The sequence below is a fragment of the Mycobacterium sp. NGS19 genome (assembly GCF_059813155.1).
The window spans coordinates 245,140-270,345 of sequence record NZ_JCALEB010000004.1 but is presented as its reverse complement, the minus strand read 5'-3'; the positions used below and the strand labels follow the sequence as shown (position 1 = coordinate 270,345).

Sequence of the window (25,206 nt, the reverse complement as noted above, 5' to 3'; positions counted from 1 at the left end):
AGCCCACCGCTAGTGTTGACCGGTGTCTGATTCCGTCCTGTTCGACGTTCGCGACCGCGTCGCGCTGATCACCGTCAACGACCCGGATCGCCGCAACGCGGTCACCGGCGAGATCTCCGATGCGTTGCGCGCGGCCGTGGCCCGCGCTGAAGGCGACGCCGACGTGAACGCGGTCGTGGTCACCGGAGCGGGCAGCGCGTTCTGCGCCGGCGCTGACCTGTCGGCGCTCGGTAGCGCCGGTGAAGAGCAGGGTCTACGGCGGCTATACGACGGATTCCTGGCCGTTGCCGAATGCGGGCTGCCCACCGTTGCGGCCGTCAACGGCCCAGCGGTCGGGGCCGGGCTGAACCTGGCGCTGGCCTGCGATGTGCGGATCGCCGGGCCGGGGGCGTTGTTCGACCCGCGGTTCCAGAAGCTGGGCATCCACCCCGGCGGCGGCATGACGTGGATGCTGCAGCGGGCGGCGGGGCCGGAGGTGGCGCGGGCCGCGCTGCTGTTCGGCATGCGGTTCGACGCCGACGCGGCGGTGCGTCACGGGGTCGCGCTGAAGGTTGCCGACGACCCCGTCGCGGCGGCGTTCGAGCTCGCGGCCGGTCCTGCGTCGGCACCTCGCGACGTGGTGATCGCCACCAAGGCGACGATGCGCGCGACGATAAGCCCAGGGTCCGTGGACACCGACCAGCATGCGTTCGCGGTGGAAGCCGAAGTGGGCCCGCAGGCGGAGTCGATTCGCTCGCCGGAGTTCGCCGCCCGGCTGGCGGGCGCCCGGCGCCGCTGAATTCCTGCCGCGAGCGTGCGCCGCGTGCCATGCCGCCCAGGCGTGTCGGCGGGCAGACGCGCACGCTCGCGGGAAACGGGCTAGAGGTCGAGCAGGGCGGCTTCAGGTGTCTCGACGAGTTGCCTTAGCTCGCAGAGGAACTGGGCGGCTTGGGCTCCGTCGGCGATGCGGTGGTCGAACGCACAAGTCAGCCTCACCGTGGGCCGCACCTCCACTGCGCCGTCGACGGCCACCGGCCGTGGCTTGAGCGAACCCATCCCGAGAATCGCGGCCTCGGGATAGTTGATCACCGGCACACCGTCGTCCAAGCCGAGAGCGCCGAAGTTAGAGACAGTGAACGTCGACCCGTGCAACTCCGCGGGTTTGATGCTGCTGTCGCGCGCGGCGCGCACCAATTCCGCCAGCCGCGTAGCCAATTCGCGGGTGCTTTTGGTCTGCGCATCGGCGATCACCGGCACCAACAGCCCGCGATCGGTGGCCACCGCGACACCGAGGTTCACGGTGCGGTGCGTGTGCACCTGCGGCTCGCCCTCACCGTCCACCCATGTCGAGTTCAGCACCGGATGCCGGGTCAGTGCGAGCGTGACGAACCGCAACATCACGGCAAATGGCGACACGTCGACACCCATCGCCGAGAACCGCTCGCATAACAGCACCAGCCGCGTGGCGTCGACGTCCACGCATGCGTGCGCATCGGGAATTCGACTGCGGGACAGCGTCATTCGCTCTGCCATCCGGGCGCGAACGCCCGAGACGCGGGTCACCTCATTCGCCGGACCCGCAGATGCCAGCACATCCTCGCGGGTGATCACGCCGTTGCGACCGGACCCGGGCGACAACGCGGAGAGGTCGATGTCGAGATCTTTGGCGAGCTTGCGGACGGCCGGCGCCGCGCGGGGCCGCGACGACCTCCTGCTGACGTCCATCGAGTCGTCGGCTCCGTAACCGACCAGCACCGGGTTACGCGACGGCGGCTCAACGCTTTCCGTCTCGATGCGCACCAGGACAGAGCCGACCGGCAGCACGTCGCCGGGCTCGCCGCAGCGCTCGATGACACGGCCCGCGTACGGGCTGGGAATCTCGACTTCTGCCTTGGCCGTCTCCAGCGTGCACAGCGTCTGATTGAGCTCGACGACGTCGCCCACCTCGACGCTCCAGCTGGTCAGCGTCGCGTCCTCCAACCCCTCGCCGAGATCGGGGACCCGAAACACGTTGTCCTTCATGGTGACGCGAGCACCTTTTCGACGCAGTCCAGCAGCCGGTCCGGCCCGGGCAGCCACAGCTTCTCCAGCCGGGCCGGCGGGTAGGGCGTGTCGAAACCGGTAGCACGCAATACGGGAGCTTCCAGGTCGTAGAACAGCTCCTCCTGGATGCGGGCGGCCAACTCGGCGCCGAAACCCAGGGTGCGTGGGCCCTCGTGCATCACCACCACACGTCCGGTTTTGGTGACCGATGCGGCGATGGTGTCGAAATCCAGTGGGCTCAGCGACCGCAAATCGATCACTTCGAGCTTCCAGTCGTGTCGCTCCGCAGCGATGTCGGCTGCGCTCAGCGCGGTCTGTACGACGGCTCCGTAGGTCAGCACCGTCACGTCCTCTCCGCTACGTCGCACCGCGGCGCGGCCGATCGGCGGTGTCGGTTCGGTGAGGTCGATGTCGCCTCGTGTCCAGTACCGGCGCTTCGGCTCGAGGTACATCACCGGGTCGCGGCTCGAGATCGCGTGACGCAGTAGCCAATACGCGTCGGCGGGTGTCGACGGCACCACCACCTTGAGGCCCGCCGTGTGGACCCAGTAGGTTTCGGTGGATTCCGAATGGTGTTCGACGGCTCCGATGCCGCCGAACGACGGCAGGCGAACGGTGACCGGCATGTCGACGTCGCCGTGAGTGCGCATACGGTACTTCGCCAGGTGGCTGACGATCTGATCGAACGCCGGATAGCTGAACCCGTCGAACTGGATCTCCGGCACCGGGATGAAGCCGCGCAGTGCGAATCCGACGGCGATGCCGACGATCGCAGACTCCGCGAGTGGCGTGTCGAAACACCGCTGCTCGCCGAATGTTTCAGCCAGACCATCGGTAACCCGGAAGACACCACCCAACCGCGCGACGTCCTCGCCGAAAACCACCACCCGTTCGTCGGCGGCCATCGCGTCGTGCAGCGCACGATTGATAGCGGCGACCATGGTGACGTTGGTGGCGGACCCCACCTCGGTGAGTTTCGGGCGCCTCGGTTCCGGTGTGGCCGTGGGCCGGTCGATCATCTGCGTCATGTCACACCTCCTTCGCCACCTCGCTCAGAAGCTGCCGTCGCTGCTCGGCGAGTTCGGGGGTGATGTCGGCGTAGGTGGTGTTGAACATGTCCGTGACGTCGAGGTCCGCCGCGTCTACAACCGCCGCACGCAGTTCGGCGCGCATCCGTGCCGAACGCGCCGCCACTCGCGAGTCCAGCCGCTCGGTCCAAATCCCCACATGGCAAAGGTATGTGCGGTAGCGCGCGATGGGATCCAACGTCTCCCACTGCCGCACCTCGTCGGCGGACCGGTAACGCGTCGGATCGTCGGAGGTCGTGTGCGGTCCGATTCGGTAGGTGATCGCCTCGATCAAGGTGGGTCCACCACCACCACGGGCGCGGTCGGCCGCCTCGGCCATCACGGCGAAGCAAGCCAGTGGGTCGTTGCCGTCGACGCGAACGCCGGCAATCCCGTAGGCCATCGCGCGGTGCGCGATCGACGGGCCGGCCACCTGGCGGCTCACCGGTACCGAGATCGCCCACTGGTTGTTCTGCACGAAGAAGATGCATGGCGCCGCGAATAGTGCTGCGACGTTGAGTGCTTCGTGGACGTCGCCGGTGCTCGTGGCGCCGTCACCCAGATAAGCGACGGTCACGGAGTCCTCGCCGAGGCGTTGCGCAGCCATCGCGGCACCGACGGCGTGCAGCCCATGCGTGCCGATTGGAATCGCGATTGGTGCGCAATGCTTGGCGGTGAATTCCAGTCCGCCGTGCCATGTTCCCCGCCAGACGGCGCCGATCTTGCCGGGTGCGATGCCACGCAGGAGGAATACGCCGAGTTCGCGGTATTGCGGAAATAGCCAGTCGGTCTTGCGAAGACAGGCCGCCGAACCGATCTGCGCCGCCTCTTGGCCGTGACACGAGGCGAAAAGCGCCAGCTCACCCTGTCGCTGCAGGTTCACGAACTCGGTGTCGAGGTCGCGGGTGACGACCATCATTTCGTAGAGCCACGCCAGCGTTTCCTCCGGCAGCGCCCGGCTGTACCTGGCTTCAGATGTCGGCAGCCCGTCCGGCTTGATCAGCCTGACCGGTTCGAGATCGACCGTTGCCGGCACGCCGCCTCCTCACGTTGCACCTTGAGTCGGCGTCACTGCCCCGGCGGGTTCAGCAAACCCGCCACACGCCTACGTGGGAACTTGGCAGTCGGTCCGCCGAAGCCCGCCGTAGCACTGGCGCTGCCGCCATTATGCGCTCAAGATCAACGACTTCGCCGGATGATGCGTGCCGGCCGACCGTGTCGTGACCAGCAGGCGGCTTCAACCTGGGCCGTTACCGCGGAGCAATCAATTCGTTACAGTCCGGCTTCTCGCGCGATCAGCAGCAGCTGCACTTCTGTGGTGCCTTCCCCGATTTCGAGGATCTTGCTGTCGCGGTAGTGCCGCGCTACAGCGAACTCGTTCATGAAGCCGTAGCCGCCGAAGATCTGAGTGGCGTCGCGGGCATTGTCCATCGCGGCTTCACTGGCCACCATCTTGGCGATGGCGGCCTGCTTCTTGAACGGCTTGCCCGCGAGCATGAGCGCGGCGGCGTCGTAGTAGGCGGTGCGCGCGGTGTGTGCACGCGCCTCCATGCGGGCGATCTTGAACGCGATCGCCTGATTGCGCCCGATCGGCTGGCCGAACGCCTCCCGCTCCTTGGCGTATTTCACCGACTCGTCGACGCAGCCCTGCGCGGCGCCAACCGACAAGGCGGCGATTGCGATTCGGCCCTCGTCGAGAATGCGCAAGAAGTTCGCGTATCCGCGGCCGCGCTCTCCCAGGAGGTTTTCTTGCGGCACGCGCACGTCGTCGAAGCTCAGCGGGTGGGTGTCGGATGCGTTCCACCCGACCTTGTTGTAGGCCGGCTCGGCGGTGAAGCCGGGAGTGGGGACCGGCACGAGGATCGACGAGATCTCTTTGCGCCCATCGGTGTTCCCCGTGACCGCGGTGACGGTGATCAGCTTGGTGATGTCGGTGCCCGAGTTCGTGATGAACTGCTTGCTGCCGTTGATCACCCAGTGCCCGTCGTCGAGCCGAGCAGTGGTTTTCGTTGCGCCCGCGTCGGTTCCGCCGCCCGGCTCGGTCAACCCGAAGGCCGCCAACGCCTGCCCGCTGGTGAGCTGCGGCAGCCACTGTTGCTTCTGCGCGTCGTTGCCGAAGCGGTACACCGGCATCGCGCCAAGCGACACGCCGGCCTCCAACGTGATCGCCACACTTTGGTCCACCTTGCCCAGTTCTTCGAGGGCCAGGCACAGCGCGAAGTAGTCGCCGCCCATCCCGCCGTACTCCTCGGGGAACGGCAGGCCGAACAGTCCCATGTCGGCCATGCCGGCAACCACCTCGTAGGGAAACGAATGCTCCGCGTCGTGGCGGGCAGCCACCGGTGCCACCACGCTTTGCGCGAAGTCGCGCACCGTCTTTGCGAGTTGCTGGTAATGGTCAGGCAGCGTGCCGGTGGACAGGAAGTCCGTCATGATTGCTCCTCTTCGGCCTTCGATTGTGCGGTTTCGTATGCGACACGCCGCTGACGGCGTCCAAATCCGCACAGTCGCGATCGGGCGGCCTCGTTGTCAGCTGTCGCCATGTCCGCGCTGAGTGATCCGGGCCAGCGCCTGACCCACCTTGACTTGGTCGCCGACGCCGACCAAAAGTTCAGCCACCCCGTCGATCGGCGCCGTCAGTGCATGCTCCATCTTCATCGCTTCCACCGTGACCACGACCGTCCCTGCGGCGACCGGCTGTGCGGTCTCGACGCCGACGGCGACGACGGTGCCGGGCATCGGGCTGCTGAGTTGGGCGTCGCCGCTGTGCTCGTCGTCGGGCCGCACCGCCGCCTCTTGCACTTCGGCGATCTCGACGGTGCCGCCGGGGCCGGCCAACCAGATATGCCCGTCGGTGCTGGCGACCGCGTACTCGCTGCGTACCCCGTCGAGCGTGACGGTCAGGTGCCGACCCGCCAAAGTCGCTGTCAGCGAATGGGTTTCGCCGTCCTCGACCCGAGCGGTGGCATGCTGGGGACGCCCGGTGAGGTGGACGTGATCGGTACGGTCGCCGGTGCGCAGTCGGATACTCGTGGGTGCTGTGTCGCCGACGCGCCACCCCGACGGCTGAGTCCACAGGTCATCGGTTGCGCTGCCCCATGCGGTGAGCCAGCGGTATGCGGCCGCGGCGATCAACTGGTCGTCCGACGGTGCGGCCGCGGCGAAGTCGCCGACCCGTCGGTCCAGCAGCCCCGTATCGAGCCGACCCGCGACCACGTCGGGATCGCTCAGCATGAACCGGAGGAACTCGACGTTGGTGACCACGCCGAGCACAGAGGTGTTGGCCAGCGCACGGTCGAGCAGCCGCAACGCAGCGGTCCTGTCAGCACTGAAGGCAATCACTTTGGCCAGCATGGGGTCGTAGTCGCTACCGATCTCCATGCCGGCGACCAGACCGGAGTCCACCCGCACGCCCGGCATCTGGGGTTCGACGACGTCGAGCACCGGCCCGCCCGTGGGAAGGAACCCCCGCGCCGGGTCTTCGGCGTACACGCGTGCCTCGATCGCATGCCCTTGCAGCGTGATGTCGTCTTGGGCGACGGGAAGCTTCTCCCCCGCGGCGATGCGGACCTGCCATTCGACGAGGTCGGTGCCGGTGACCATTTCGGTCACCGGGTGCTCGACTTGCAGGCGTGTGTTCATCTCCAGGAAGAAGAACTCGTCGGGGCGGTCGGCGGAGACGATGAATTCGACTGTGCCGGCACCGGTGTAATCCACGCTGCGGGCGGTGGCGCACGCTGCGGCGCCGATCCGGGCTCGGGTGGCGTCGTCGAGCAGCGCCGACGGCGCTTCTTCGATCACCTTCTGATGCCGACGCTGCAAGCTGCATTCCCGCTCGCCGAAGTGCACAACGTTGCCGTACTGGTCCGCCAAGACCTGGACCTCGATGTGCCTGGGCGACAGGACATATCGCTCCAGGAACAAGGTGTCGTCACCGAACGCGGCGGCCGATTCCCGGCGTGCAGAGACCAGTGCGGCTGGAAGGTCGTCGGGATTGCGCACCACGCGCATGCCCTTGCCGCCGCCGCCAGCCGACGGTTTGACCAGCACCGGAAATCCGATGTCCGCGGCGGCGGCAATCAGGTCATCGTCGGTCAGGCCCGGCCGCGCTACCCCGGGCACCACCGGCACCCCGAACTCCGACACCGTCGCCTTCGCGGCGATCTTGTCGCCCATCGTCTTGATCGCCGCGGTCGGCGGCCCGATGAACGCGATGCCCGCCGCGTCGAGAGCCGCGGCGAATTCCGCGTTTTCGGAGAGGAAGCCGTAACCCGGGTGAACCGCCTGTGCACCGGTGCGGCGTGCGGCGGTTACGACGGCGTCGATGTCGAGGTAGCTGTCGCGAGCGGGTGCCGGTCCGATCCGCACGGCGACGTCGGCTTCGGCGACGTGACGCGCGTGGGCGTCGGCGTCGCTGTAAACCGCGACTGAGCGGATGCCCATCTTGCGCAGTGTGCGGATGACTCGTACCGCGATCTCACCGCGGTTGGCCACCAGTACCGTGTCGAAGTCCATGATCACATCCGGAAGACGCCGTAGGAGACCGACTCGACCGGCGCTTGACCGACTACTGAAAGCGCCAGGCCCAGAACGGTTCTGGTGTCGGCCGGATCGATCACGCCGTCGTCCCACAGCCGGGCGGTGGAGTAGTACGGATTGCCTTGCTCTTCGTACTGCGCGCGGATCGGCGCCTTGAATGCCTCTTGCTCGTCCTCCGACCACGTCGTACCGGCCGCTTCCAGGGCGTCGGCGCGGACCGTGGCGAGCACCGATGCGGCTTGCTCGCCACCCATCACCGAGATGCGCGCGTTGGGCCACATCCAGAGGAACCGCGGCGAGTAGGCCCGGCCACACATCGAATAGTTGCCTGCGCCGTAGGAGCCGCCGATCACGACGGTCAGCTTGGGCACCCGCGCGCATGCCACCGCGGTGACCATCTTGGCGCCGTGCTTGGCGATGCCACCGGCCTCGTAGTCGCGGCCCACCATGAACCCGGAGATGTTCTGCAGAAACAGCAACGGCACCATGCGCTTGTCGCAGAGTTCGATGAAATGCGCTCCTTTCAACGCGGATTCACTGAACAGCACGCCGTTGTTCGCGATGACACCGACCGGATGGCCGTGTATCCGAGCGAAGCCGGTGACCAGCGTGGTCCCGTATTCCGCCTTGAACTCCGCGAATTCGCCGCCGTCGACGATGCGGGTGACGACGTCGTGGACGTCATAGGGCACTCGTGAGTCGATCGGCACGACGTCGTAGAGCTCGGTCTGGTCGGCGATCGGGTCGACGGTCGGCGCGACGTCCCACAGGTAAGGCTGGCGCGGACCCAGCGTCGACACGATCCGTCGCACGATGCGGAGCGCGTCGCGGTCGTCGTGCGCAAGATGGTCAGTGACGCCGGAGGTTTTGGAGTGCAGGTCGCCGCCGCCGAGATCTTCAGCGGTCACCACTTCGCCGGTCGCTGCCTTCACCAGCGGCGGGCCGCCCAGAAAGATCGTGCCTTGATTGCGGACGATCACCGCCTCGTCGCTCATCGCCGGCACGTAGGCACCGCCCGCGGTGCACGAGCCGAGCACCGCGGCAATCTGTGGGATGCCTTCGGCGCTCATGGTCGCCTGGTTGTAGAAGATCCGGCCGAAATGCTCGCGGTCCGGGAACACCTCATCTTGCCGGGGCAGAAACGCGCCGCCGGAGTCGACCAGGTAAATGCACGGCAGCCGGTTCTGCCGCGCGACTTCCTGGGCGCGCAGGTGCTTTTTGACCGTGATCGGGTAGTAGGTGCCGCCTTTGACGGTCGCGTCGTTGGCGACGATGACACATTCGCGGCCCGACACTCGGCCAATCCCGGTGATGATGCCGGCACCCGGGGATTCGTCGTCGTACATGCCGTTTGCCGCCAGCGGTGACAGCTCCAGGAACGGGCTTCCGGGGTCGAGCAGACCGTCGACACGCTCACGCGGCAAGAGCTTGCCGCGGCTGACGTGGCGCGCACGGGCGCGTTCGGGGCCGCCGAGTGCCGCCGCGGCCAGCTTCTCGCGCAGTTGAGCGACCAACGCGAGATGCTCGTCGCGGTAAGAGGCTCGAGGTGCCACGTCTGTGTCCCTGACAGTGAGTTAATGATGACTAACCGGGCATATGTTAGTTACGATTAACTGAAATGTCTACCGCCGCCCCCGCTGAGTCGCGCCGCAGCCGGTTGAAATTCGACCGGCGCGGCAAGCTGTTGGCCGCCGCTGAGCGGTTGATCGCCGAACGCGGCTTCCTTGCCGTGCGGTTGGAGGACATCGGGGCCGCGGCGGGTGTCAGCGGGCCGGCGATCTATCGCCACTTCCCGAACAAGGAAGCTCTGTTGGTGGAGCTTCTGGTCGGCGTCAGCACCCGACTGCTGGCCGGCGCCCGAGCGGTGGTGTCCGAGGCGCCGGACGTCGACGCGGCGCTCGACGGGCTGATCGAGTTCCACCTCGACTTCGCGTTGGACGAGCGGGATCTCATCCGGATCCAAGATCGCGATTTGGCGCATCTGCCTGAACCGGCCAAGCGTCAGGTGCGCAAAGCGCAGCGTCAGTACGTGGAACTTTGGGTCGACGTGTTGCGGGAACGCAACGGAGTGGACGAAGCCGATGCGCGGCTGATGGCACACGCCGCCTTCGGCCTGTTGAATTCGACACCGCACAGCCTCAAGGGGTTTGGCACCAAGGACGTGGCTTCCCGCTCACGTGGCGTCTTGCGGACGATGACTGCGGCCGCGTTGGACGGCCACCGCGATTAAGACCCGATCCCTTCGCCGAGAGTGACATTTTGCAGGCTTGCAGTCGAACGTTCCCTGGAAAACGTCACTCTCGGCGATTACCCAGACATACGAAACGCCGTCCGCGGCAACGACATCGGAGCCTGACGTCGTGATCGACAACGAGATCTGTGACCGCCCCGTCCGGAGCGGCCACAGATTCGGTGACGACTGACAGCTAGTACCAGTAGCGGCGGCCGCCGACGGGACGGCCGACAGAGCCGAGGATCCAGAGGACGGCGCCGATCACGATCAGGATGATGCCGATCACCCATAGGAACTGCAGACCGAATACCCAGCCAAGGATCGCAAGGATCACCCCAAGCACAATCATGACGCGACTCCAATCGTTGAGTTGACGGGATGCGGGCTGAACAACACGCCGCTGCTGGAGGGCTGCGGCACCCGAACGTTCTCGCATGTGACCTTCGGATTGACCCCGAAGTAGTTGAGGGGCCCGGCCACGACCGTCAGCGCGACCCGCGCCGCCGTCGCGCAGTTGGTTTCACCCTGCTTGAAGTAGCCCCGCTGAAATGCTGCGATCGCCCCGATGATCAACCAGATCACGACGATCGTTCCGATAATTCCGGTGCCTCGCATTGTCGCGCCTCCATCCGGCCGGAGTCAGGTTCAATGCGGTTACCCAACCGTGAAATCCACTAAACCGCGGCCCGCGGGAAAGTGGATTCATGACGCGGCGCGAGCCGCCGAAAACGCATGGGTGAGCCAGTCTTGGATGGCGGCGCCCATCACGTTGCGGTTTTCGCGCTTGTCGATGCCGTGACCGTCGTCGTCGAACTTCACGAACTTGACCGGCCTGCCTCGTTCCCGCAGCGCCTCGACGATCTGCTCGGATTCGCTCACCGGCACGTTGGTGTCATGGGCGCCGTGCACGACCAGCAGGGGTGCGGTCAACGCATCGACGCGGCGAAGCGGTGAGAGTTGTTCGAGCAGTTCCCGATCACGCACCGGGTGCCCGTATTTCGGGTAGGCGGCAGCCGCGATCCACGGTTCGGTGTTGCGGTAGAAGGTCAACAAGTCGCTCATCCCACAGATGCTGATACCGGCGGCGAACAGCTCTGGGTGAAATGTCAACGCCGCCAACGTGAGATAGCCGCCGTAAGACCATCCCGCACACGCGATGCGAGCGGGGTCGGCCAACCCGCTGTCGACCAGAAACCGGACGCATTCGGCGACGTCGTCGATCGCGGCGAATCGGCCGGCCTTGTCGTCGGCGTGCATGAAGGTGCGGCCGAATCCGCCCGAGCCGCGGACATTCGGTGTGAACACCGTGATTCCGGTGTTGAGTAGGCGTGGGAAAAACTCGTCGTACCCGGGTCTTGACTGGCCCTCCGGCCCGCCATGCAGATATATCAGTGCGCCCATCGCCGGCGCGCCCGCCGGTGGCCGGTACAGCCAGCCGGTGAACTTCATGCCGTCGCGGCCGGTGAGGGTTTCCAGCGTGGGTCCGACGGAGAATCCGCTCACGACGGGGCCACGGCTTGGTTCGCGGTCGATCCGTTGCCATTCCCGTGATCGCGGGTCGACGAGTTCGACGGTGCGCGGCATGGACGGACCCTCGACGGTCACCGCGACCATCGACCCGCCAGCGCTGATCGACAACTGCTGAGCCACCGGGGCCGGCAGCGGGATGGGTTCGTGCAGCGTGTTGTCGGTGTACTCCAGGATCTGTAACTCGCTGCGCCCCTGCAGGTTCCACAGCAGGGCAACGGTGCTGAGGTCGTCGCTGACCACGAACTCGTCGAGATCGCAGTCCGGCCGTTCGGCCACCACGTAGTACGAGACGCCGTCCGCGGTCGCGATCACCTCGAGCAGTCGGGCGTGGTCGCAGCCGTTGTCGCTGCGGACGAGGGCGCGGATATACCCCTGAGAGCTGTTGACGCCGTAGGTTTTCGCCGGGTAGTAGAGGCGCATCTCCTCTCCCGTGGGGCCACAACGAACTCGGCGGGGATGCTGGTCGTCGAGGATGTAGCCGACATCCGTGGTGGAACCGGGGTCCGAAGGTAGCAGCGCGTGCTCGGTCAGGCCGTGCAGCAGGATCAGCTCTTGATAGCCGCGGGGGCCGACCCGCACCAGCGCCGCGCCGGCCCAGGCGTCCACAAGCCGACCGCCCGAACGACGGTCCAGCACAACGCGTTCCCCGCCGGCCGGGTCGAGCAAACATGACTCGCCGACGCCGTCCTCCCCCATCAGCATCGCCGCGACCCGCCGACCGTCCCAACCGACCAGTTCCGCCATTCCGGCGTCCTCGTGGTCGATGCGACGAGCCATCCGGTCGTCCGGATCGGTGGTGACCACCCAGATCTGGGAGCGTTCACTACCTTCCGGCGCCACCTGACACGCCAGCCAGTGACCGTCGGGCGAATGCATGACCCGCTCGACGGGACCCTCTACCGGCAACACCACGTCACGCGACGAGCTTGCCCGCCAACCGCTCAGAAAGCGTTGCACCGCACGGGGATAGCCGCCGTCGTCGACGATGTGCGCAAATGCGGTGGCGTCAGGAGACAATGACGCGCCATAGTTCTGGCGCACCGTGCCGCCCACCGACATCAACCCTCCATGCTCTGCAACCACATCTCCAGCACAGCCAGTTGCCACAGCGAATTGGCGCCGAGCGTGGTGCGTCCGTCATTCGGTGAGTTCAGCAGTCTCTCGACCGTTTCTCGCCGATACAGACCTCGCGAGCGTGCGGCATCATTGGTCAACGCCTCACGCACGAGGTCGTAGACCTCACCTTCGATATGACGGATCCCGGGCACCGGGAAGTAACCCTTGGTGCGGTCGATAACCTCGGCCGGCAACAGTGACCGCGACGCGTCCTTCAACACGCCCTTGCCACCCGACTCGAGCTTGAGTTCCGGCGGGCAGGTGGCGGCCAACTCGACGAAATCGTGGTCCAGGAACGGCACTCGGGCTTCCAGACCCCAGGCCATCGTCATTGTGTCGACACGCTTGACCGGGTCGTCTACCAACATCACTTCTGTGTCGAGCCGCAGCGCGGCGTCGACAGCGGTGTCCGCACCAGGCGCCGATTGGTGTGCTGCGACGAATTCGCGGCTGACGTCGGTGTCGACGCAGTACTCCGGGGTGAGAATCGACATCACCTCGCCGTGGTCGCGGTCGAAGAACACCTTCGCGTAGACATCGGTCACTTGAGCGCGGGGAATATCGGCCAGCGGCGGATACCAGTCATAGCCGGCCAGGATTTCGTCGGCACCCTGCCCGGATTGCACCACCTTGATCGACTTGCTGACTTCCTCAGAGAGCAGATAAAACGCGACGCAGTCGTGGCTGACCATTGGTTCACTCATCGCCGCAATGGTTTTCGGCAACGCCGGCAACAATCGTGAGTTGTCGATGTGGATCTTGTGATGGTTCGTGTCAAAGGTCTTGGCCACCATGTCCGAGTAGTAGTACTCGTCACCGGACTGGCCACCCGCCGGATCGAACCCGATGCTGAACGTGGCCAGGCCGTGCTGGCCTTGTTCGGCGAGCAGCGCGACGACCACCGACGAGTCGATGCCTCCGGACAGCAGCACGCCGACGGGCACGTCGGCCACCATGCGGCGCGAGACGGCAACGCGCAGCGCGTCGATCAACGCCTCCTGCCAGTCCTGCTTCGACCACCCCGCACGGTCCGGGTCGCGGCGGAATTCCGGCGACCAGTACACGGTGTCGCGGTAGCTGCCGTCGGGCTGGATCACCCGCACCGTGGCCGGCGGCAGCTTGCGCACGCCACGGTAGATGGTGTGCGGGGCCGGGACGACGGCGTGAAAACTCATGTAGTGGTGCAGCGCAACGCGATCCAGTTCGGTGTCCACACCACCGGCGTCGAGCAGCGCGCGCACGGATGACGCAAACCGCAGCTTGCCTGGCGTCTCGGACAGGTAGAGCGGCTTGATGCCGAGCCGGTCGCGGCCCAGCGTCACCACGCCGCTGGCGCGGTCGGCGATCGCGAACGCGAACATGCCCTTGAACCGCTCGACGCATTGGGTTCCCCACTTGTGGAAGGCCTTGATGATGACCTCGCTGTCAGCGGTCGAGAAGAACCGGTAGCCGGCGGCCTGCAGCTCTGCGCGCAGCTCTTTGTAGTTGTAGATACAGCCGTTGAACACCAGTGTCAGCCCGAGTTCGCTGTCGACCATCGGCTGGCCTCCGCATGCGGTCAAGTCGATGATCGACAGCCGCCGGTGCCCGAACGCCACCCGCCCGTGCGCCACGAGCCCGTCGTCGTCAGGGCCACGGGCGACCATGGCAGCGGTCATTCGCGACACCGCCGCCACATCGGCCGATTGCCCGTCGAACCGGATCTCTCCGCAAATACCGCACATGCTGGCAGACCATACGCCTGTGAGCCTTGCCCCGGCGCGCCAGCGCGTTACGCAGGTACCCTCGCAGCCATGAGGTGGATATGACCGATTCGCCGCGGCCGGGATCGCCTTCGGATCCCTCCAGCCCGAATCCGGCCTATTCCGATCCGGCCTATGCCGGCAACATGCCGCCGGCCTACTCCCCGATCCCCGCCTCCGGCCATCCGGGCTCGACCGAGCCACTGCCTCAGTACTGGACCCAGACGTATCCACAGACGGGCGCGCCGACGCCGGCCAGCGAGCCGCCGCCCGAACCGCCTCGCGGCCCGCGGCCCTGGCTGTGGGCGACGGCTGGCTTTGCGCTGGCCGTCGTCATCGGGCTGGTGATCTGGATGCTGTTCGTCACCACGAACCCTTCCCGCCAAGAGACGTCGATTCCGGCGATGCCGTCGAGCACCACCACCCGCACGCCCACGCCCACGACGTCGGAGCGTTCGATGCCGTCGATCTTCCCGATTCCTCTTCCCACGCTGTCGGTTCCGAACCCGACAACTAGCCCCAACACCTCGGGTGAGACGGAGCCGGTGGTCTACGAGGTGACCGGCCAGGGCCGAGCGATCAACATCACGTACATCGACGAAGGCGGCCTTATGCAGACCGAGTTCAATGTGCTGCTGCCCTGGCACAAGGAAGTGAATCTGCCTAAGCCTGCGCAGAATTCGGCGAGCGTGACCGTGATCAACTCCGGTCGCAATGTCACCTGCAAGATCAGCATCGGCGGCGTGCAGGTGCAGCAGCGCACCGGTGCGCTGCTGACGGTGTGCAGCCCGTCGGGCTAACGGGCCGGCGTACGGACCGCCAGCATCGCCGAGAATCCGACGGCCAGCACCACCAGCAGCCCGCCCATCCCGGCGCGGTCGGTGCCGAACGCGTCGACGAATGTGAAGAACATCCATGGTGCGACGAACGCGACCGCCCGGCCCGTCGTGGTGTAGAGGCCGAACGCCACGCCTTCCTTGCCGTGGGCGGTCATCCGCAATAACAGGGTTCGCGCCGACGCCTGCGTGGGGCCGATGAACAAGCACAGCAGCAGGCCGCAAACCCAGAAGGCGGTCGCGCCCGACAGCGACATCAGCACCAGACCGGAGGCGATCATCGCCGACAGCGAGCCGAGGATGACGGTCTTGGATCCGATCCGGTCGTCGAGCAGGCCGCCGATCACCGCCCCGACGGCGGCCACCACGCTGGCCGTCACCCCGAACAGCAACACGTCGGCCCGAGAGATGCCGTATACCGCGACGCCCAGCACCGCACCGAATGTGAACACGCCACTGAGTCCGTCCCGGAACAGGGCGCTGGCCAGCAGGTAGTACACCAGGTTGCGGTCGCGGCGCCATTCCGCGACGACGTCGGACCACAACGCGCGGTAGGCGCCGAACACCCCGGTTCGCGACGGACGGGCGGCGTCGACGTCGACGGGCGGCGGGGGCGCGATCAGAACGGGCAGCGCGAACAGCGCCAGCCACGCCGCTGCCAGCAGCATGGCCGCGCGGACGTTCAAGCCGTCGGCGGTCGTGACGTGCAGCAAGCCTTGGGTGGGCCCGTCGCCGGCGATGAATGCGCCGTACACCAGCAACAGCAGTGCGACGCTGCCGACATACCCTGCAGCCCATCCGAATCCGGAGATTCGGCCCGAGGTCTGCGGGGTGGCGAGCTGGCGCAGCATCGCGTTGTACGGGACGCTGGCCAGGTCGCTGGCGGCCGCTGTCAGCCCAAGCAGGGCCAGACCGGCCCACAGATATCCGGGATCGTCGCGGATGAGGCTCATCGCCGACGTGAGCAGCACCACCGTCGCGGTCAGCGCGCCCAGCACGCGTCGCCGCCGCTGCGGCACATCCACCCACACGCCGATCGCCGGAGCGAGCAATGCGACCGCCAGGCCCGCGACAGTGAGCGCCCGGCCGAGCCAACTGGCCGGCGTGGTGCCGCCGGGCATGCCCGCGCCGACGGCGTCAGTGAGGTAGACGGAGAAGACGAACGTGACGACGATCGCGTTCAGCCCCGTCGACCCACAGTCCCACAACGCCCAGGCCAGCACGCGCGAGCGGGGAGCGGCCATGGTCGCCGAGCCTATCGAGCCGCTTGCGCGAAGAGCAGAACCTATCTGTCTACGATCGTCGGCATGCCAGTACCCGCACCCAGTCCCGACGCGCGCGCCGTCGTTACCGGAGCGTCCCAGAACATCGGCGAAGCGCTGGCCACCGAACTGGCCGCCCGCGGCCACCACCTGATCATCACCGCCCGACGCGCAGACGTGCTGAACGCCCTAGCGGAACGGCTCACCGACCGATACGGCGTCACCGTCGAGGTGCGGCCGGTGGACCTCGCCGATCCGACTGAGCGCACCAAGCTGGCCGACGAGCTGGCGTCGCGCAACATCTCGATCCTGTGCGCCAACGCCGGGACGGCGACGTTCGGCCCGGTGGCGTCGTTGGATCCGGCGGGCGAGAAAGCTCAGGTGCAGCTCAATGTGCTTGGCGTGCACGACCTTACGCTCGCCGTGCTGCCGGGCATGGTCTCGCGTCGGGCGGGCGGCATCCTGATTTCCGGTTCGGCAGCGGGCAATTCACCGATCCCGAACAACGCCACCTATGCGGCGACCAAAGCGTTCGTGAACACGTTCAGCGAATCGCTGCGGGGCGAGCTGAAGAAGACCGGCGTGCATGTCACGCTGCTGGCGCCCGGACCCGTGCGCACCGCGACGCCCGACGAACAGGAGGCGTCGCTGGTGGACAAGCTGGTGCCCGAATTTCTCTGGATCTCAACCGAGCACACGGCGAAGCTGTCGCTGGACGGCCTGGAGCGCAACAAAATGCGCGTGGTGCCAGGTGTCACGTCCAAGGCGATGTCGGTGGCCAGCGGCTACACCCCGCGGGCGATCGTGGCCCCGATCGTCGGCGCGTTCTACAAACGCCTAGGCGGCGGCTAGTTCTGCGCCGAAACGGAATTCCGCGAGGCGGCTTGTCGATATTCGCCGCGCCAGTTACCGCCTCGGGCGCTCAGCGCCGGCGGCGGCTGCCTGTCCCGAGAATGCTGCGCGTGATCTCGCGGCCGAGCACTGTTCCGGCTGACCGCATTGCGCTCTTGAACGCCGGGCTCTCGAACATCTTCTCGAAGAATCCCGGCTCGGCGGCATCACGCGCTGTAGCGGTGCCGGAAACGGTCGCCTCGCCCGGCTGTTCGGCCGGCGGCGCCAACCGCGCGTTGAGCCGTTCGTAGGCCGACTCCCGGTCGATGGTCTCGCCGTAAACCGCTTGCAGTGGACTGGATTTCGCGGCGGCGGCGATGGCGTCGGGGCCGATGGCATCCATCAGCGAACGCGGCGAGCGCATCCGCGTCCACGCCACCGGCGTCGGCGCGCCGCTTTCCGATAGCACGGTGACTACTGCCTCGCCGATGCCCAGCGACGTCAGCGCCGACTCGAGGTCGTACGCCTTGGTTTTCGGAAAGGTGCGGACGGTCTTCGCAAGCGCCTTCTGGTCGTCCGGGGTGAACGCGCGAATCGCGTGCTGGATGCGGGCCCCAAGTTGCGAGAGCACGTCGTTGGGCACGTCGGTGGGCATCTGGGTGCAGAAGAAGACGCCGACGCCCTTGGACCGGATCAGCTTGACGGTCTGTTCCACCTGCTCGAGGAACGCCTTCGAGGCGTCGGTGAAAAGCAGATGAGCCTCGTCGAAGAAGAACACGAGCTTGGGCTTGTCCAGGTCCCCGACCTCGGGAAGGAAGGTGAACAAATCGGCCAGAACCCACATCAAAAACGTCGAGAACAGCACCGGCCTCGTCGCTTGGCTGCCCAGTTCGAGCAGTGTGATGACGCCGCGGCCCTGCGAATCCAGCCGGAACAGGTCCTTGGGCTCCAATTCCGGCTCGCCGAAGAACGTGTTGGCGCCTTCGGCTTCGAGGTTCACCAGCGCGCGCAGAATCACACCGGCGGTGGTCGGTGATACCGCGCCGAGCGCCTTGAGCTCGGGTTTGCCTTCGTCGCTGGACAAGAACGTGATGACGGAGCGCAGATCTTTCAGGTCGAGAAGTGACAGGCCCTTCTGGTCTGCCCAGTGGAAGATCAGGCCGAGCGTCGACTCCTGGGTTTGGTTGAGCCCCAGAACTTTTGACAGCAGGATCGGCCCAAAGCTGGAAATGGTGGCGCGCACCGGTACGCCGACGCCGCCGGTGCCCAGGGACAGAAACTCGACGGGAAACGCGGCAGGAGCCCAGTCGTCACCGGTGTCCTTGGCGCGGGCAATGGTCTTGTCGGTCGCCAAGCCGGGTCGTGACAGCCCCGACAGGTCGCCCTTGATGTCGGCCATCACGACCGGCACGCCCGCCGCCGACAGCTGCTCGGCCATCACCTGCAGCGATTTCGTCTTACCGGTGCCGGTCGCGCCGGCCACAAGGCCGTGGCGGTTGACCGTGGCCAGCGGAATGCGAATCCGGGCGGCGGGATCGACTGCCCCGTCGACCACCACCGTGCCCAGCTCCAGCGCTTTGCCCTCTACTGCGTACCCGGCGGCGATCTGCTGGGCGGGCGACAGCGACGGTTCTGTGCTCATCGGACCTGACACTACTGCCATCGAGCAGCCATGACGGCTTACTGTTGAGCGCTGTGCGTGACGAATTGGTGTGGATCGACTGCGAGATGACCGGCCTCGACCTTCGAAAGGACCGGCTGATTGAGATCGCCGCGCTGGTCACCGACGGTGAGTTGAACGTGCTGGGCGACGGCGTGGACGTGGTGATCCACGCCGATGACGACGCGCTGTCCGGGATGCTCGACGTGGTCGTCGAGATGCACAGCCGCTCGGGGCTGGTCGACGAGGTGCGAGCGTCGACGGTCGACGTGGCGCAAGCCGAGGCGATGGTGCTCGACTACATCAAAGCCTTTGTGCCACAGGCCAAGACAGCGCCGTTGGCGGGCAACTCGATTGCCACCGACCGCGGATTCATCGCCCGGGACATGCCTGCCCTCGACGACTACCTGCATTACCGGATGATCGACGTGAGCTCGATCAAGGAACTGTGCCGGCGGTGGTATCCCCGCATCTATTACGGCCAGCCGGAGAAGGGGTTGGCGCACCGCGCCGTCGCCGACATCCACGAGTCGATCCGCGAGCTGAAGTACTACCGGCGCACCGTGTTCGTGCCCCCACCAGGGCCGTCGACCAGCGAGATCGAGGCGATCGCGGCGGAAATCAACGGACGCGCCGGCCCGTCGAGGGATCTGGATTCGGCTCCGGAGGCCACAAGCGGCTAATATCGCGTTCGCCGCCCGCACGTGCAGGCGGCGATGGTGAGTGTAGTTCAGCTGGTAGAGCACCAGGTTGTGGTCCTGGAAGTCGCGGGTTCGAGTCCCGTCACTCACCCCGAGGTCAGGGTCGTTTTTGCCAGCGACTCCGCGACGCTACGTGTTGGCGTTACCGGCTTTCCACTGCTCCCACGGAATGTTCCAGTCGCCCAACCCGTCGGTACCCGGCAACGTGGCCCCGACGGTGTTGACGATCTGGACGATGTCGCCGCGTTTGGTGTTGTTGTAGAACCAGATTGCATTGCTGGGGCTTACGTTCAGGCACCCGTGACTCGTGTTGGTGTTGCCCTGCGCGCCCACCGACCACGGCGCCGAGTGCACGAAGATGCCGCTGTAGGAGATTTGCGTCGCCCAGTCGACGTCGGTGCGGTATCCGTTGGGTGAGTTGACCGGAACGCCGTAGGTCGACGAGTCCATGATGATGTGCTTGAACCGGTCGCCGACGATGTAAATACCGTTGTTGGTCGGCGTGCTGTTCTTGCCCATCGAGGTGGGTATGGTCTTGATCACTTCGCCGTTGCGACGCACCGTGATGGTCTTCGTGTTGTCGTCGGCGGTAGCGATCACCTCGTCACCGATGGTGAAGTGCGTCTTGACGTCGTCCTGGCCGAACAGGCCGTTGCCCATGTCGACGCCGTAGATGTCAACCGCGACGTCCACTTGGGTGCCGGGCTTCCAGAATTTCTCGGGCCGCCAACGCAATTCCCGATTGTTCAGCCAGTAGAACGCTCCCTCGACCGGAGGATTCGTCGTGATCTTGATCGCGCGCTGCGCGGCCAGCCGGTTCGGGATGTTCTCGTCGAAGCGGATAGCCACCGGCTGCCCGACGCCCACCACCTCGCCGTCATTCGGCAAGACATACGCCGATGTCAGGTTCTCAGGCGAGTGAGTGCGAAACGTCATGCGCTGACGGGAGATGCCGCTGAGCCCGAGTGCCTCTGCGGTCAGCGTGTACTGCTTGTTGTAGCCCAGCGGTTCGCTGGTCGACCACGTGAGCCCGTCAGGACTCAACTTCCCCTCCACCGAGGTGCCGTCGGACCTCGAAAGGCTCACCGCCCCCAGCACACCGTCTTCAGCGGTGACGGTGACCGGCTGATCCACCGCGACACCGACCGCCCCGTCTTTGACAGATGCCTGCAGCTTGGGCACCAGAAGATCGGCGTATGGAGTGCCTTTGTCGGTGATCACCTTCGGCGCGTCGGACGCGGAGTTGCTGCTGCAGCCGCAGAGGCCCAAGGCTAGTGCCGAAACCAGGGTGAGAGCGATCAACCAGGACCGATGCCGACGCCCATGCGTCGCTGAACGGACCTGCCACATACGTCGTTCCACCTCACAGCCACGGCTAATTCGATACCGTTCTTTGGCAATAGTCTAAGGGCAACCTGGGCGTGCAGCGTGCCATCGACGGGTAACGCCGTTCCGTTGGCAGGTGCCTGCTTTGGCTCGCGCTGCGCTAGCCTGTTATCGTCGCCTGTCGACGCGCCGTTAGCTCAGTTGGTAGAGCAGCTGACTCTTAATCAGCGGGTCCGGGGTTCGAAACCCTGACGGCGCACTGTTGTTTCGTTATTTGCCTGCGCGCGAACATCGTTGGCCGCCTCTTCTTGTGACGCTCGCGACACGGCCGGCTCGTCGTTCGCCCGTTATGCCAGGTCAAGCCAGCAAATCCCAGATCCACCACGATCGTTGCTCGGCAATTTCTGATTGTTTGCTTGTGGTTCGCCGGGCACGAGGGTAGGTTTGCGAACATCATTAACGGAATCGATACGTTCATACGGCAAATAGCCGGTGCACGTAGGGAACCGGGGTCTTTGTAGATGTCAGGGAGCCAGCCGGAAGGTTCGGGGCCAGTGGGTTCCGGCGGCACCTCAGCCATTGCTGAGCAATCGCGCAGCAGGTACACACAGCTACCTACTACCGTCTACACCTGCAACAGGCTCGGGCGCGTGGGCACCATGCGCGTCCGTGCGCTTGGATTCGTCGGGTGGTGGCGGCGGCGCACCAGCGCCTAGCCGTCGCGCTGCTGTCAACGGTTGCGGACCCGGCGGATCGCCAACACCACAGTGAGCGCTCCGACGCCGATCAATGTGTACGTCACGGGCGGCTTCTTCAAGAAGGTGACGGTGGCGACTTTGAGGTCGTTGACCAACCGGCGCGGATGGGCCCGTTCGGTCAACGTGTCGACGGTGGCAGCCAATTGGTCGCGGGCACGGTCGATGTCGGCTTTGATGGCCTCAGGGTCACGGTCCGCCACGATGTCCTCCGCCTGTGAAGGGTTGCTGCCTGCCGCACTACCCTAGATCAGCCGAGGTGCGAACCAGCGCACTGGTGTGTGACGAAGGGAAGATCCAGCAGATGAGCGCGACGACACGGCTCGAGGTGGGCGAGAAAGCCCCCGACTTCAGCCTTGAAGACGCCGACGGCAACACCGTGTCGCTGGCCGACTACCGCGGCCGCAAGCTGATCGTCTACTTCTACCCGGCAGCGTCGACTCCCGGCTGCACCAAACAGGCGTGCGACTTCCGCGACAACCTGCACGAACTGAACAAAGCCGGACTGGACGTCGTCGGTATCTCGCCGGACAAGCCAGCCAAGCTGGCCAAGTTCCGCGACGCCGAAGGGCTGACTTTTCCACTTCTGTCGGATCCTGACCGCGAGGTGCTAACGGCCTGGGGTGCCTACGGCGAGAAGAAGATGTACGGCAAGACGGTGCAAGGTGTGATCCGGTCGACGTTCGTCGTCGACGAACAGGGCAAGATCGCGCTGGCTCGGTACAACGTCAAGGCCGCACATACGGCGACATTGGTTAACAAGATCCTCGTCGACCTCGCATCGAACAAATAGGCTGGCTGCGTCTTTTATTCATCGACGGTAATTCGACTCCAACCAGGCCAGATCTGCTCGCCAGTCTAAAATGGCCGCCCCGTAGTCAGCTTTCCTGTGACCGCTCTTAAGCTGAATCTGTCTCCGAAGGTGTCCCATTATCGCTTCCAGACGCTGCGGAGTGCTCGGGCCGCCCCAACCGTCGATCTTCTTCTCGGAGCGATAAACTTGGTCTAAAATGCGCCGTCTTACAACCGGGTCTTTACCTTGCTGTCCTACTTTGTAACCCAGCCTGCTCAACTCACTATCGGCCGACCAAGAATTGGTGTTGAGTTGGTTGATCACTGAAGGGATTCGCCTAACAGGTAGCGATTTCGGCAACTCGGGCCGTTGTTGCTGAACCTCTACACGAAATGGCGGTTGCTCCAGGATATGGCCGCGCCTTTTCAGTTCATCCTTGGCATATTTGACCAGCGCGGATAGTGCAGATCCCCGAAATGGGTAACCATGGTCTTGTAGCGCACGCTCCAGCCGTCGGCGTTGTTCGGGCGTCAACTCGTCGTTCCAGTACTTAGCCATGACGACAGCGACAGTTTTTTCGCAGATCTTTCCGGTTTGCGGGACGGCATTGAGTGCCACCGACTTTGCGGCCATCAGTGGATCCGTACGTACATCCAGTTCCTTCTGTTCAGAACGCCGTCGAGCGCGACGTCTTCTCTTGGCGGCCAGGGATCTCGCTTGCTTGTCTTTCGAAGGCTTGCGCAACCGAGGCGCTGACCGATTGGTGCCGCCCGATGTAAGTTCACCCATCCGATCGCTCCCCAAGACTTAAGTCTGGCTGCGCACAGCGCTTATTATGCGCCTCTTCGTCGCGTAGCGGCGTTAATCTTCTGATCGAACGTTGCTTGGCCGGAACTTGTATGGCGGCGCATCTCGCGTCTCGCCTTGCGCAGTACAACGTCAAGGTGACCGGCCACGTCGACAAGCTGCGGCGCGACTTGTCCGTCTAACCCAGCTTCGCCAGCAACAGCGCCTCGGCGATCGCGGCACGTTCCAGCACGCCGAGGTACAGGCTTTCGTTGACGCTATGTGCTTGTGTCGCAGGGTCTTCCACTCCGGTGACCAGAATCTTCGCGTTGGGAAAGGCGTCGGCGAATGCGGCGATGAAAGGGATTGAGCCGCCGACACCCATGTCGACAGGCTCGGCGCCCCACGCCTCGCGGAACGCTGCCCTCGCAGCGTCGTAGGCCGGGCCGGTGGCGTCGATCGCATACGGCAGGCCCATATCCCCCGGTGTGACAATCACTTTCGCGCCCCACGGCACATGCTCCTGGAGATGACGCGTGAGCGCATTGAGATGTGCTTTCGCGTCACTGCCCGGGGCGATGCGCAGACTGATCTTTGCCCGAGCACTGGGGATCAGTGTGTTCGACGACTTCGCGATGGGAGTGGCATCGATTCCGATGACGGTGATGGCGGCCTTGGCCCAAAGCCGTTGCGGCACAGTGCCGCTGCCGATCTCCCGAACGCCGTCGAGCAGGCCGGTCTCCTGCCGCACCCGCTCGGGTGGGTAGTCGAGTTCCGCGGCAGTGCCTTCATGCAGGCCGGCGACGGCCACGTTTCCCTCGTCGTCGTGCAGGCTCGCCAGCAGCCGGCTCAGCACCATCAGCGCGTCGGGCACGACGCCGCCCCACATGCCCGAGTGCAGGCCGTGGTCGAGTGTCGCCACCTCCACGACGCAGTCGACGAGCCCACGCAGCGACACCGTGAGCGCCGGCACCTCGGTGCTCCAGTTCATCGAGTCCGCCAGCAGGATCACATCGGCCGCCAGCTTGTCCTTGTGGGCGTCGAGCAACTTGTGCAGTGACGGCGAGCCCGACTCCTCTTCGCCTTCGACGAACACCGTGACACCCACCGGCGGATTGCCTTGGTGCGCACGGAAAGCAGCCAAATGCGTTGCAATACCTGCCTTGTCGTCGGCGGTGCCGCGGCCGTAGAGCCGGCCGCCACGTTCGTCGGGCTCGAACGGCGGTGAAGCCCACTGCGCGTGGTCGCCCTCGGGTTGCACGTCGTGATGCGCATACAGCAGCACCGTCGGCGCGCCGGGCGGGGCCGGGTGACGGGCGATGACGGCCGGGGCGCCACCTTCGGCGACGATCTCGACGTCGTGGAATCCGGCCGCTGTCAACAGGTCGGCGACCGCTTGCGCACTGCGCTGCACTTCTGTGCGGCGGCCCGGGTCGGCCCATACCGACTCGATGCGCACCAGGTCCTCCAGATCGCGGCGCACCGAGGGCAGGAGATCGCGGACGCGCTCGACGAGATCGCTCATGGCATCGAGGCTAGCCGCGCGAGCAGACGCTGAATCGCATAATCCTAGGTCGCGAGATGCGAGTTAGCGTCTGCTCGCGGGATCAAGCGGGGGCCTCGAGGACCGCGACAGCGGCGGCGGTGTCGCCCTCGTGGCACAGCGACACGTGGATCGTGACGTCAGCGAGATGCTCGGCGATCGCGCCGGACAGCCGCACCTTCGGCCGTCCCCACATGTCCGTGACTACCTCGATATCGCGGTGGATCCCCTCCGGCAGCACCGGCCGCTGCGCGAACCGTGACCCTGACCACGCTTTGATCACCGCCTCCTTGGCGGCCCAGCGCGCAGCCAGATGCCGTGCCGCCGACGAGCTCTTGTCGGCGGCGTCGCGGCGCTCCCCCGGCGTGAACGTCTCCGCGAACACCGTTCCCGGCTGGTCGACCTGCTCCGCGAAATCGGGGATGAAGACCAGATCGATCCCCAACCCCACTATCGCCATAAAG

23 protein-coding genes and 2 tRNA genes are annotated in these 25,206 nt (G+C 65.6%); 8 read left to right on the top strand and 17 right to left on the bottom strand.

Annotated features, from left to right (window positions below):
- The first annotated feature begins 22 nt into the window (after positions 1-22).
- Complete coding sequence (locus tag AC5Y4N_RS14445; RefSeq protein WP_499908816.1) at positions 23-778, top strand: enoyl-CoA hydratase; 756 nt, start codon at positions 23-25, stop codon at positions 776-778.
- An 80-nt stretch (positions 779-858) separates the two neighbouring features.
- On the opposite strand, the gene AC5Y4N_RS14440 is transcribed toward AC5Y4N_RS14445, so the two are convergent.
- The 6 genes from AC5Y4N_RS14440 to AC5Y4N_RS14415 all read right to left on the bottom strand — a co-directional run bounded on the left by AC5Y4N_RS14440 (position 859) and on the right by AC5Y4N_RS14415 (position 9,181).
- Positions 859-2,001 (bottom strand): dihydrolipoamide acetyltransferase family protein, encoded by a 1,143-nt coding sequence (locus AC5Y4N_RS14440; RefSeq protein ID WP_499908818.1) that lies wholly within the window; start codon positions 1,999-2,001, stop codon positions 859-861.
- Positions 1,998-3,050 (bottom strand): alpha-ketoacid dehydrogenase subunit beta, encoded by a 1,053-nt coding sequence (locus tag AC5Y4N_RS14435; protein WP_499908820.1) that lies wholly within the window; start codon positions 3,048-3,050, stop codon positions 1,998-2,000. Before AC5Y4N_RS14435 ends, AC5Y4N_RS14440 begins: the two co-directional genes overlap by 4 nt.
- Before the next feature lies 1 nt (position 3,051).
- Positions 3,052-4,125, bottom strand: a complete 1,074-nt coding sequence (pdhA, locus tag AC5Y4N_RS14430; RefSeq protein WP_499908822.1) for a pyruvate dehydrogenase (acetyl-transferring) E1 component subunit alpha — start codon at positions 4,123-4,125, stop codon at positions 3,052-3,054.
- A gap of 236 nt (positions 4,126-4,361) precedes the next feature.
- The gene (locus AC5Y4N_RS14425) at positions 4,362-5,522 is read right to left on the bottom strand and encodes an acyl-CoA dehydrogenase family protein (protein WP_499908824.1); all 1,161 of its coding nucleotides are present in this window, start codon (positions 5,520-5,522) and stop codon (positions 4,362-4,364) included.
- Positions 5,523-5,618: 96 nt separating this feature from the next.
- Positions 5,619-7,604, bottom strand: a complete 1,986-nt coding sequence (locus AC5Y4N_RS14420; RefSeq protein WP_499908826.1) for an acetyl/propionyl/methylcrotonyl-CoA carboxylase subunit alpha — start codon at positions 7,602-7,604, stop codon at positions 5,619-5,621.
- A gap of 2 nt (positions 7,605-7,606) precedes the next feature.
- Entirely contained in the window at positions 7,607-9,181 is a 1,575-nt protein-coding gene (locus AC5Y4N_RS14415; RefSeq protein ID WP_499908828.1) for a carboxyl transferase domain-containing protein, read from the bottom strand.
- A gap of 65 nt (positions 9,182-9,246) precedes the next feature.
- Between AC5Y4N_RS14415 and AC5Y4N_RS14410 the strand changes: the two genes are divergently transcribed.
- A complete protein-coding gene (locus tag AC5Y4N_RS14410) occupies positions 9,247-9,858 on the top strand; it encodes an SACE_7040 family transcriptional regulator (protein ID WP_499908830.1) in 612 nt (203 codons plus the stop codon).
- A gap of 196 nt (positions 9,859-10,054) precedes the next feature.
- Here the strand turns inward: AC5Y4N_RS14410 and AC5Y4N_RS14405 are convergent, their stop codons facing one another.
- The 4 genes from AC5Y4N_RS14405 to AC5Y4N_RS14390 all read right to left on the bottom strand — a co-directional run bounded on the left by AC5Y4N_RS14405 (position 10,055) and on the right by AC5Y4N_RS14390 (position 14,231).
- Positions 10,055-10,210, bottom strand: a complete 156-nt coding sequence (locus AC5Y4N_RS14405) for a DUF6131 family protein (RefSeq protein ID WP_499908832.1) — start codon at positions 10,208-10,210, stop codon at positions 10,055-10,057.
- Positions 10,207-10,476 (bottom strand): hypothetical protein, encoded by a 270-nt coding sequence (locus tag AC5Y4N_RS14400; RefSeq protein ID WP_499908834.1) that lies wholly within the window; start codon positions 10,474-10,476, stop codon positions 10,207-10,209. Before AC5Y4N_RS14400 ends, AC5Y4N_RS14405 begins: the two co-directional genes overlap by 4 nt.
- Positions 10,477-10,563: 87 nt before the next feature.
- A complete protein-coding gene (locus tag AC5Y4N_RS14395; RefSeq protein ID WP_499908836.1) occupies positions 10,564-12,450 on the bottom strand; it encodes a S9 family peptidase in 1,887 nt (628 codons plus the stop codon).
- Positions 12,450-14,231: an N-acetylglutaminylglutamine amidotransferase gene (locus AC5Y4N_RS14390; RefSeq protein WP_499908838.1), complete on the bottom strand. Its 1,782-nt coding sequence runs from the start codon at positions 14,229-14,231 to the stop codon at positions 12,450-12,452. The genes AC5Y4N_RS14395 and AC5Y4N_RS14390 overlap by 1 nt, the downstream gene beginning before the upstream one ends.
- A gap of 80 nt (positions 14,232-14,311) precedes the next feature.
- Here AC5Y4N_RS14390 and AC5Y4N_RS14385 point away from each other — a divergent pair, with 80 nt between their 5' ends.
- Entirely contained in the window at positions 14,312-15,049 is a 738-nt protein-coding gene (locus tag AC5Y4N_RS14385; RefSeq protein WP_499908840.1) for an MmpS family transport accessory protein, read from the top strand.
- Here the strand turns inward: AC5Y4N_RS14385 and AC5Y4N_RS14380 are convergent.
- Positions 15,046-16,329 (bottom strand): MFS transporter, encoded by a 1,284-nt coding sequence (locus tag AC5Y4N_RS14380; protein WP_499908842.1) that lies wholly within the window; start codon positions 16,327-16,329, stop codon positions 15,046-15,048. The genes AC5Y4N_RS14385 and AC5Y4N_RS14380 overlap by 4 nt on opposite strands.
- Before the next feature lie 63 nt (positions 16,330-16,392).
- Between AC5Y4N_RS14380 and cmrA the strand changes: the two genes are divergently transcribed.
- Positions 16,393-17,199, top strand: a complete 807-nt coding sequence (cmrA, locus tag AC5Y4N_RS14375) for a mycolate reductase (protein ID WP_499908844.1) — start codon at positions 16,393-16,395, stop codon at positions 17,197-17,199.
- 70 nt (positions 17,200-17,269) lie between these two features.
- Here the strand turns inward: cmrA and AC5Y4N_RS14370 are convergent, their stop codons facing one another.
- A complete protein-coding gene (locus tag AC5Y4N_RS14370) occupies positions 17,270-18,820 on the bottom strand; it encodes a helicase HerA-like domain-containing protein (RefSeq protein ID WP_499908846.1) in 1,551 nt (516 codons plus the stop codon).
- Positions 18,821-18,873: 53 nt separating this feature from the next.
- On the opposite strand from AC5Y4N_RS14370, the gene orn reads away from it, so the two are divergent.
- Positions 18,874-19,521 (top strand): oligoribonuclease, encoded by a 648-nt coding sequence (gene orn / locus AC5Y4N_RS14365; RefSeq protein WP_499908848.1) that lies wholly within the window; start codon positions 18,874-18,876, stop codon positions 19,519-19,521.
- A gap of 36 nt (positions 19,522-19,557) precedes the next feature.
- A tRNA-His gene (locus AC5Y4N_RS14360) sits at positions 19,558-19,630 on the top strand.
- Positions 19,631-19,668: 38 nt separating this feature from the next.
- Here AC5Y4N_RS14360 and AC5Y4N_RS14355 read toward each other — a convergent pair.
- Positions 19,669-20,889 carry a L,D-transpeptidase gene (locus AC5Y4N_RS14355; RefSeq protein WP_499908850.1) on the bottom strand — a complete coding sequence of 407 codons (1,221 nt, stop codon included), beginning with the start codon at positions 20,887-20,889 and terminating at the stop codon, positions 19,669-19,671.
- Between the two features lie 162 nt (positions 20,890-21,051).
- On the opposite strand from AC5Y4N_RS14355, the gene AC5Y4N_RS14350 reads away from it, so the two are divergent.
- Positions 21,052-21,124, top strand: a tRNA-Lys gene (locus AC5Y4N_RS14350).
- A 471-nt stretch (positions 21,125-21,595) separates the two neighbouring features.
- Here the strand turns inward: AC5Y4N_RS14350 and AC5Y4N_RS14345 are convergent.
- On the bottom strand, positions 21,596-21,823 hold the full coding sequence (locus AC5Y4N_RS14345) for a DUF3618 domain-containing protein (RefSeq protein WP_499908852.1): 228 nt from the start codon (positions 21,821-21,823) through the stop codon (positions 21,596-21,598).
- A 101-nt stretch (positions 21,824-21,924) separates the two neighbouring features.
- Here AC5Y4N_RS14345 and bcp point away from each other — a divergent pair, with 101 nt between their 5' ends.
- A complete protein-coding gene (bcp, locus tag AC5Y4N_RS14340) occupies positions 21,925-22,413 on the top strand; it encodes a thioredoxin-dependent thiol peroxidase (RefSeq protein WP_499908854.1) in 489 nt (162 codons plus the stop codon).
- Positions 22,414-22,431: 18 nt separating this feature from the next.
- On the opposite strand, the gene AC5Y4N_RS14335 is transcribed toward bcp, so the two are convergent.
- From AC5Y4N_RS14335 to acpS, 3 genes are all read right to left on the bottom strand, one after another.
- Positions 22,432-23,046: a hypothetical protein gene (locus AC5Y4N_RS14335; RefSeq protein ID WP_499908856.1), complete on the bottom strand. Its 615-nt coding sequence runs from the start codon at positions 23,044-23,046 to the stop codon at positions 22,432-22,434.
- 352 nt (positions 23,047-23,398) lie between these two features.
- Complete coding sequence (locus AC5Y4N_RS14330) at positions 23,399-24,724, bottom strand: dipeptidase (protein WP_499908858.1); 1,326 nt, start codon at positions 24,722-24,724, stop codon at positions 23,399-23,401.
- An 82-nt stretch (positions 24,725-24,806) separates the two neighbouring features.
- The gene (gene acpS / locus AC5Y4N_RS14325; protein WP_499908860.1) at positions 24,807-25,202 is read right to left on the bottom strand and encodes a holo-ACP synthase AcpS; all 396 of its coding nucleotides are present in this window, start codon (positions 25,200-25,202) and stop codon (positions 24,807-24,809) included.
- Positions 25,203-25,206: the final 4 nt, after the last annotated feature.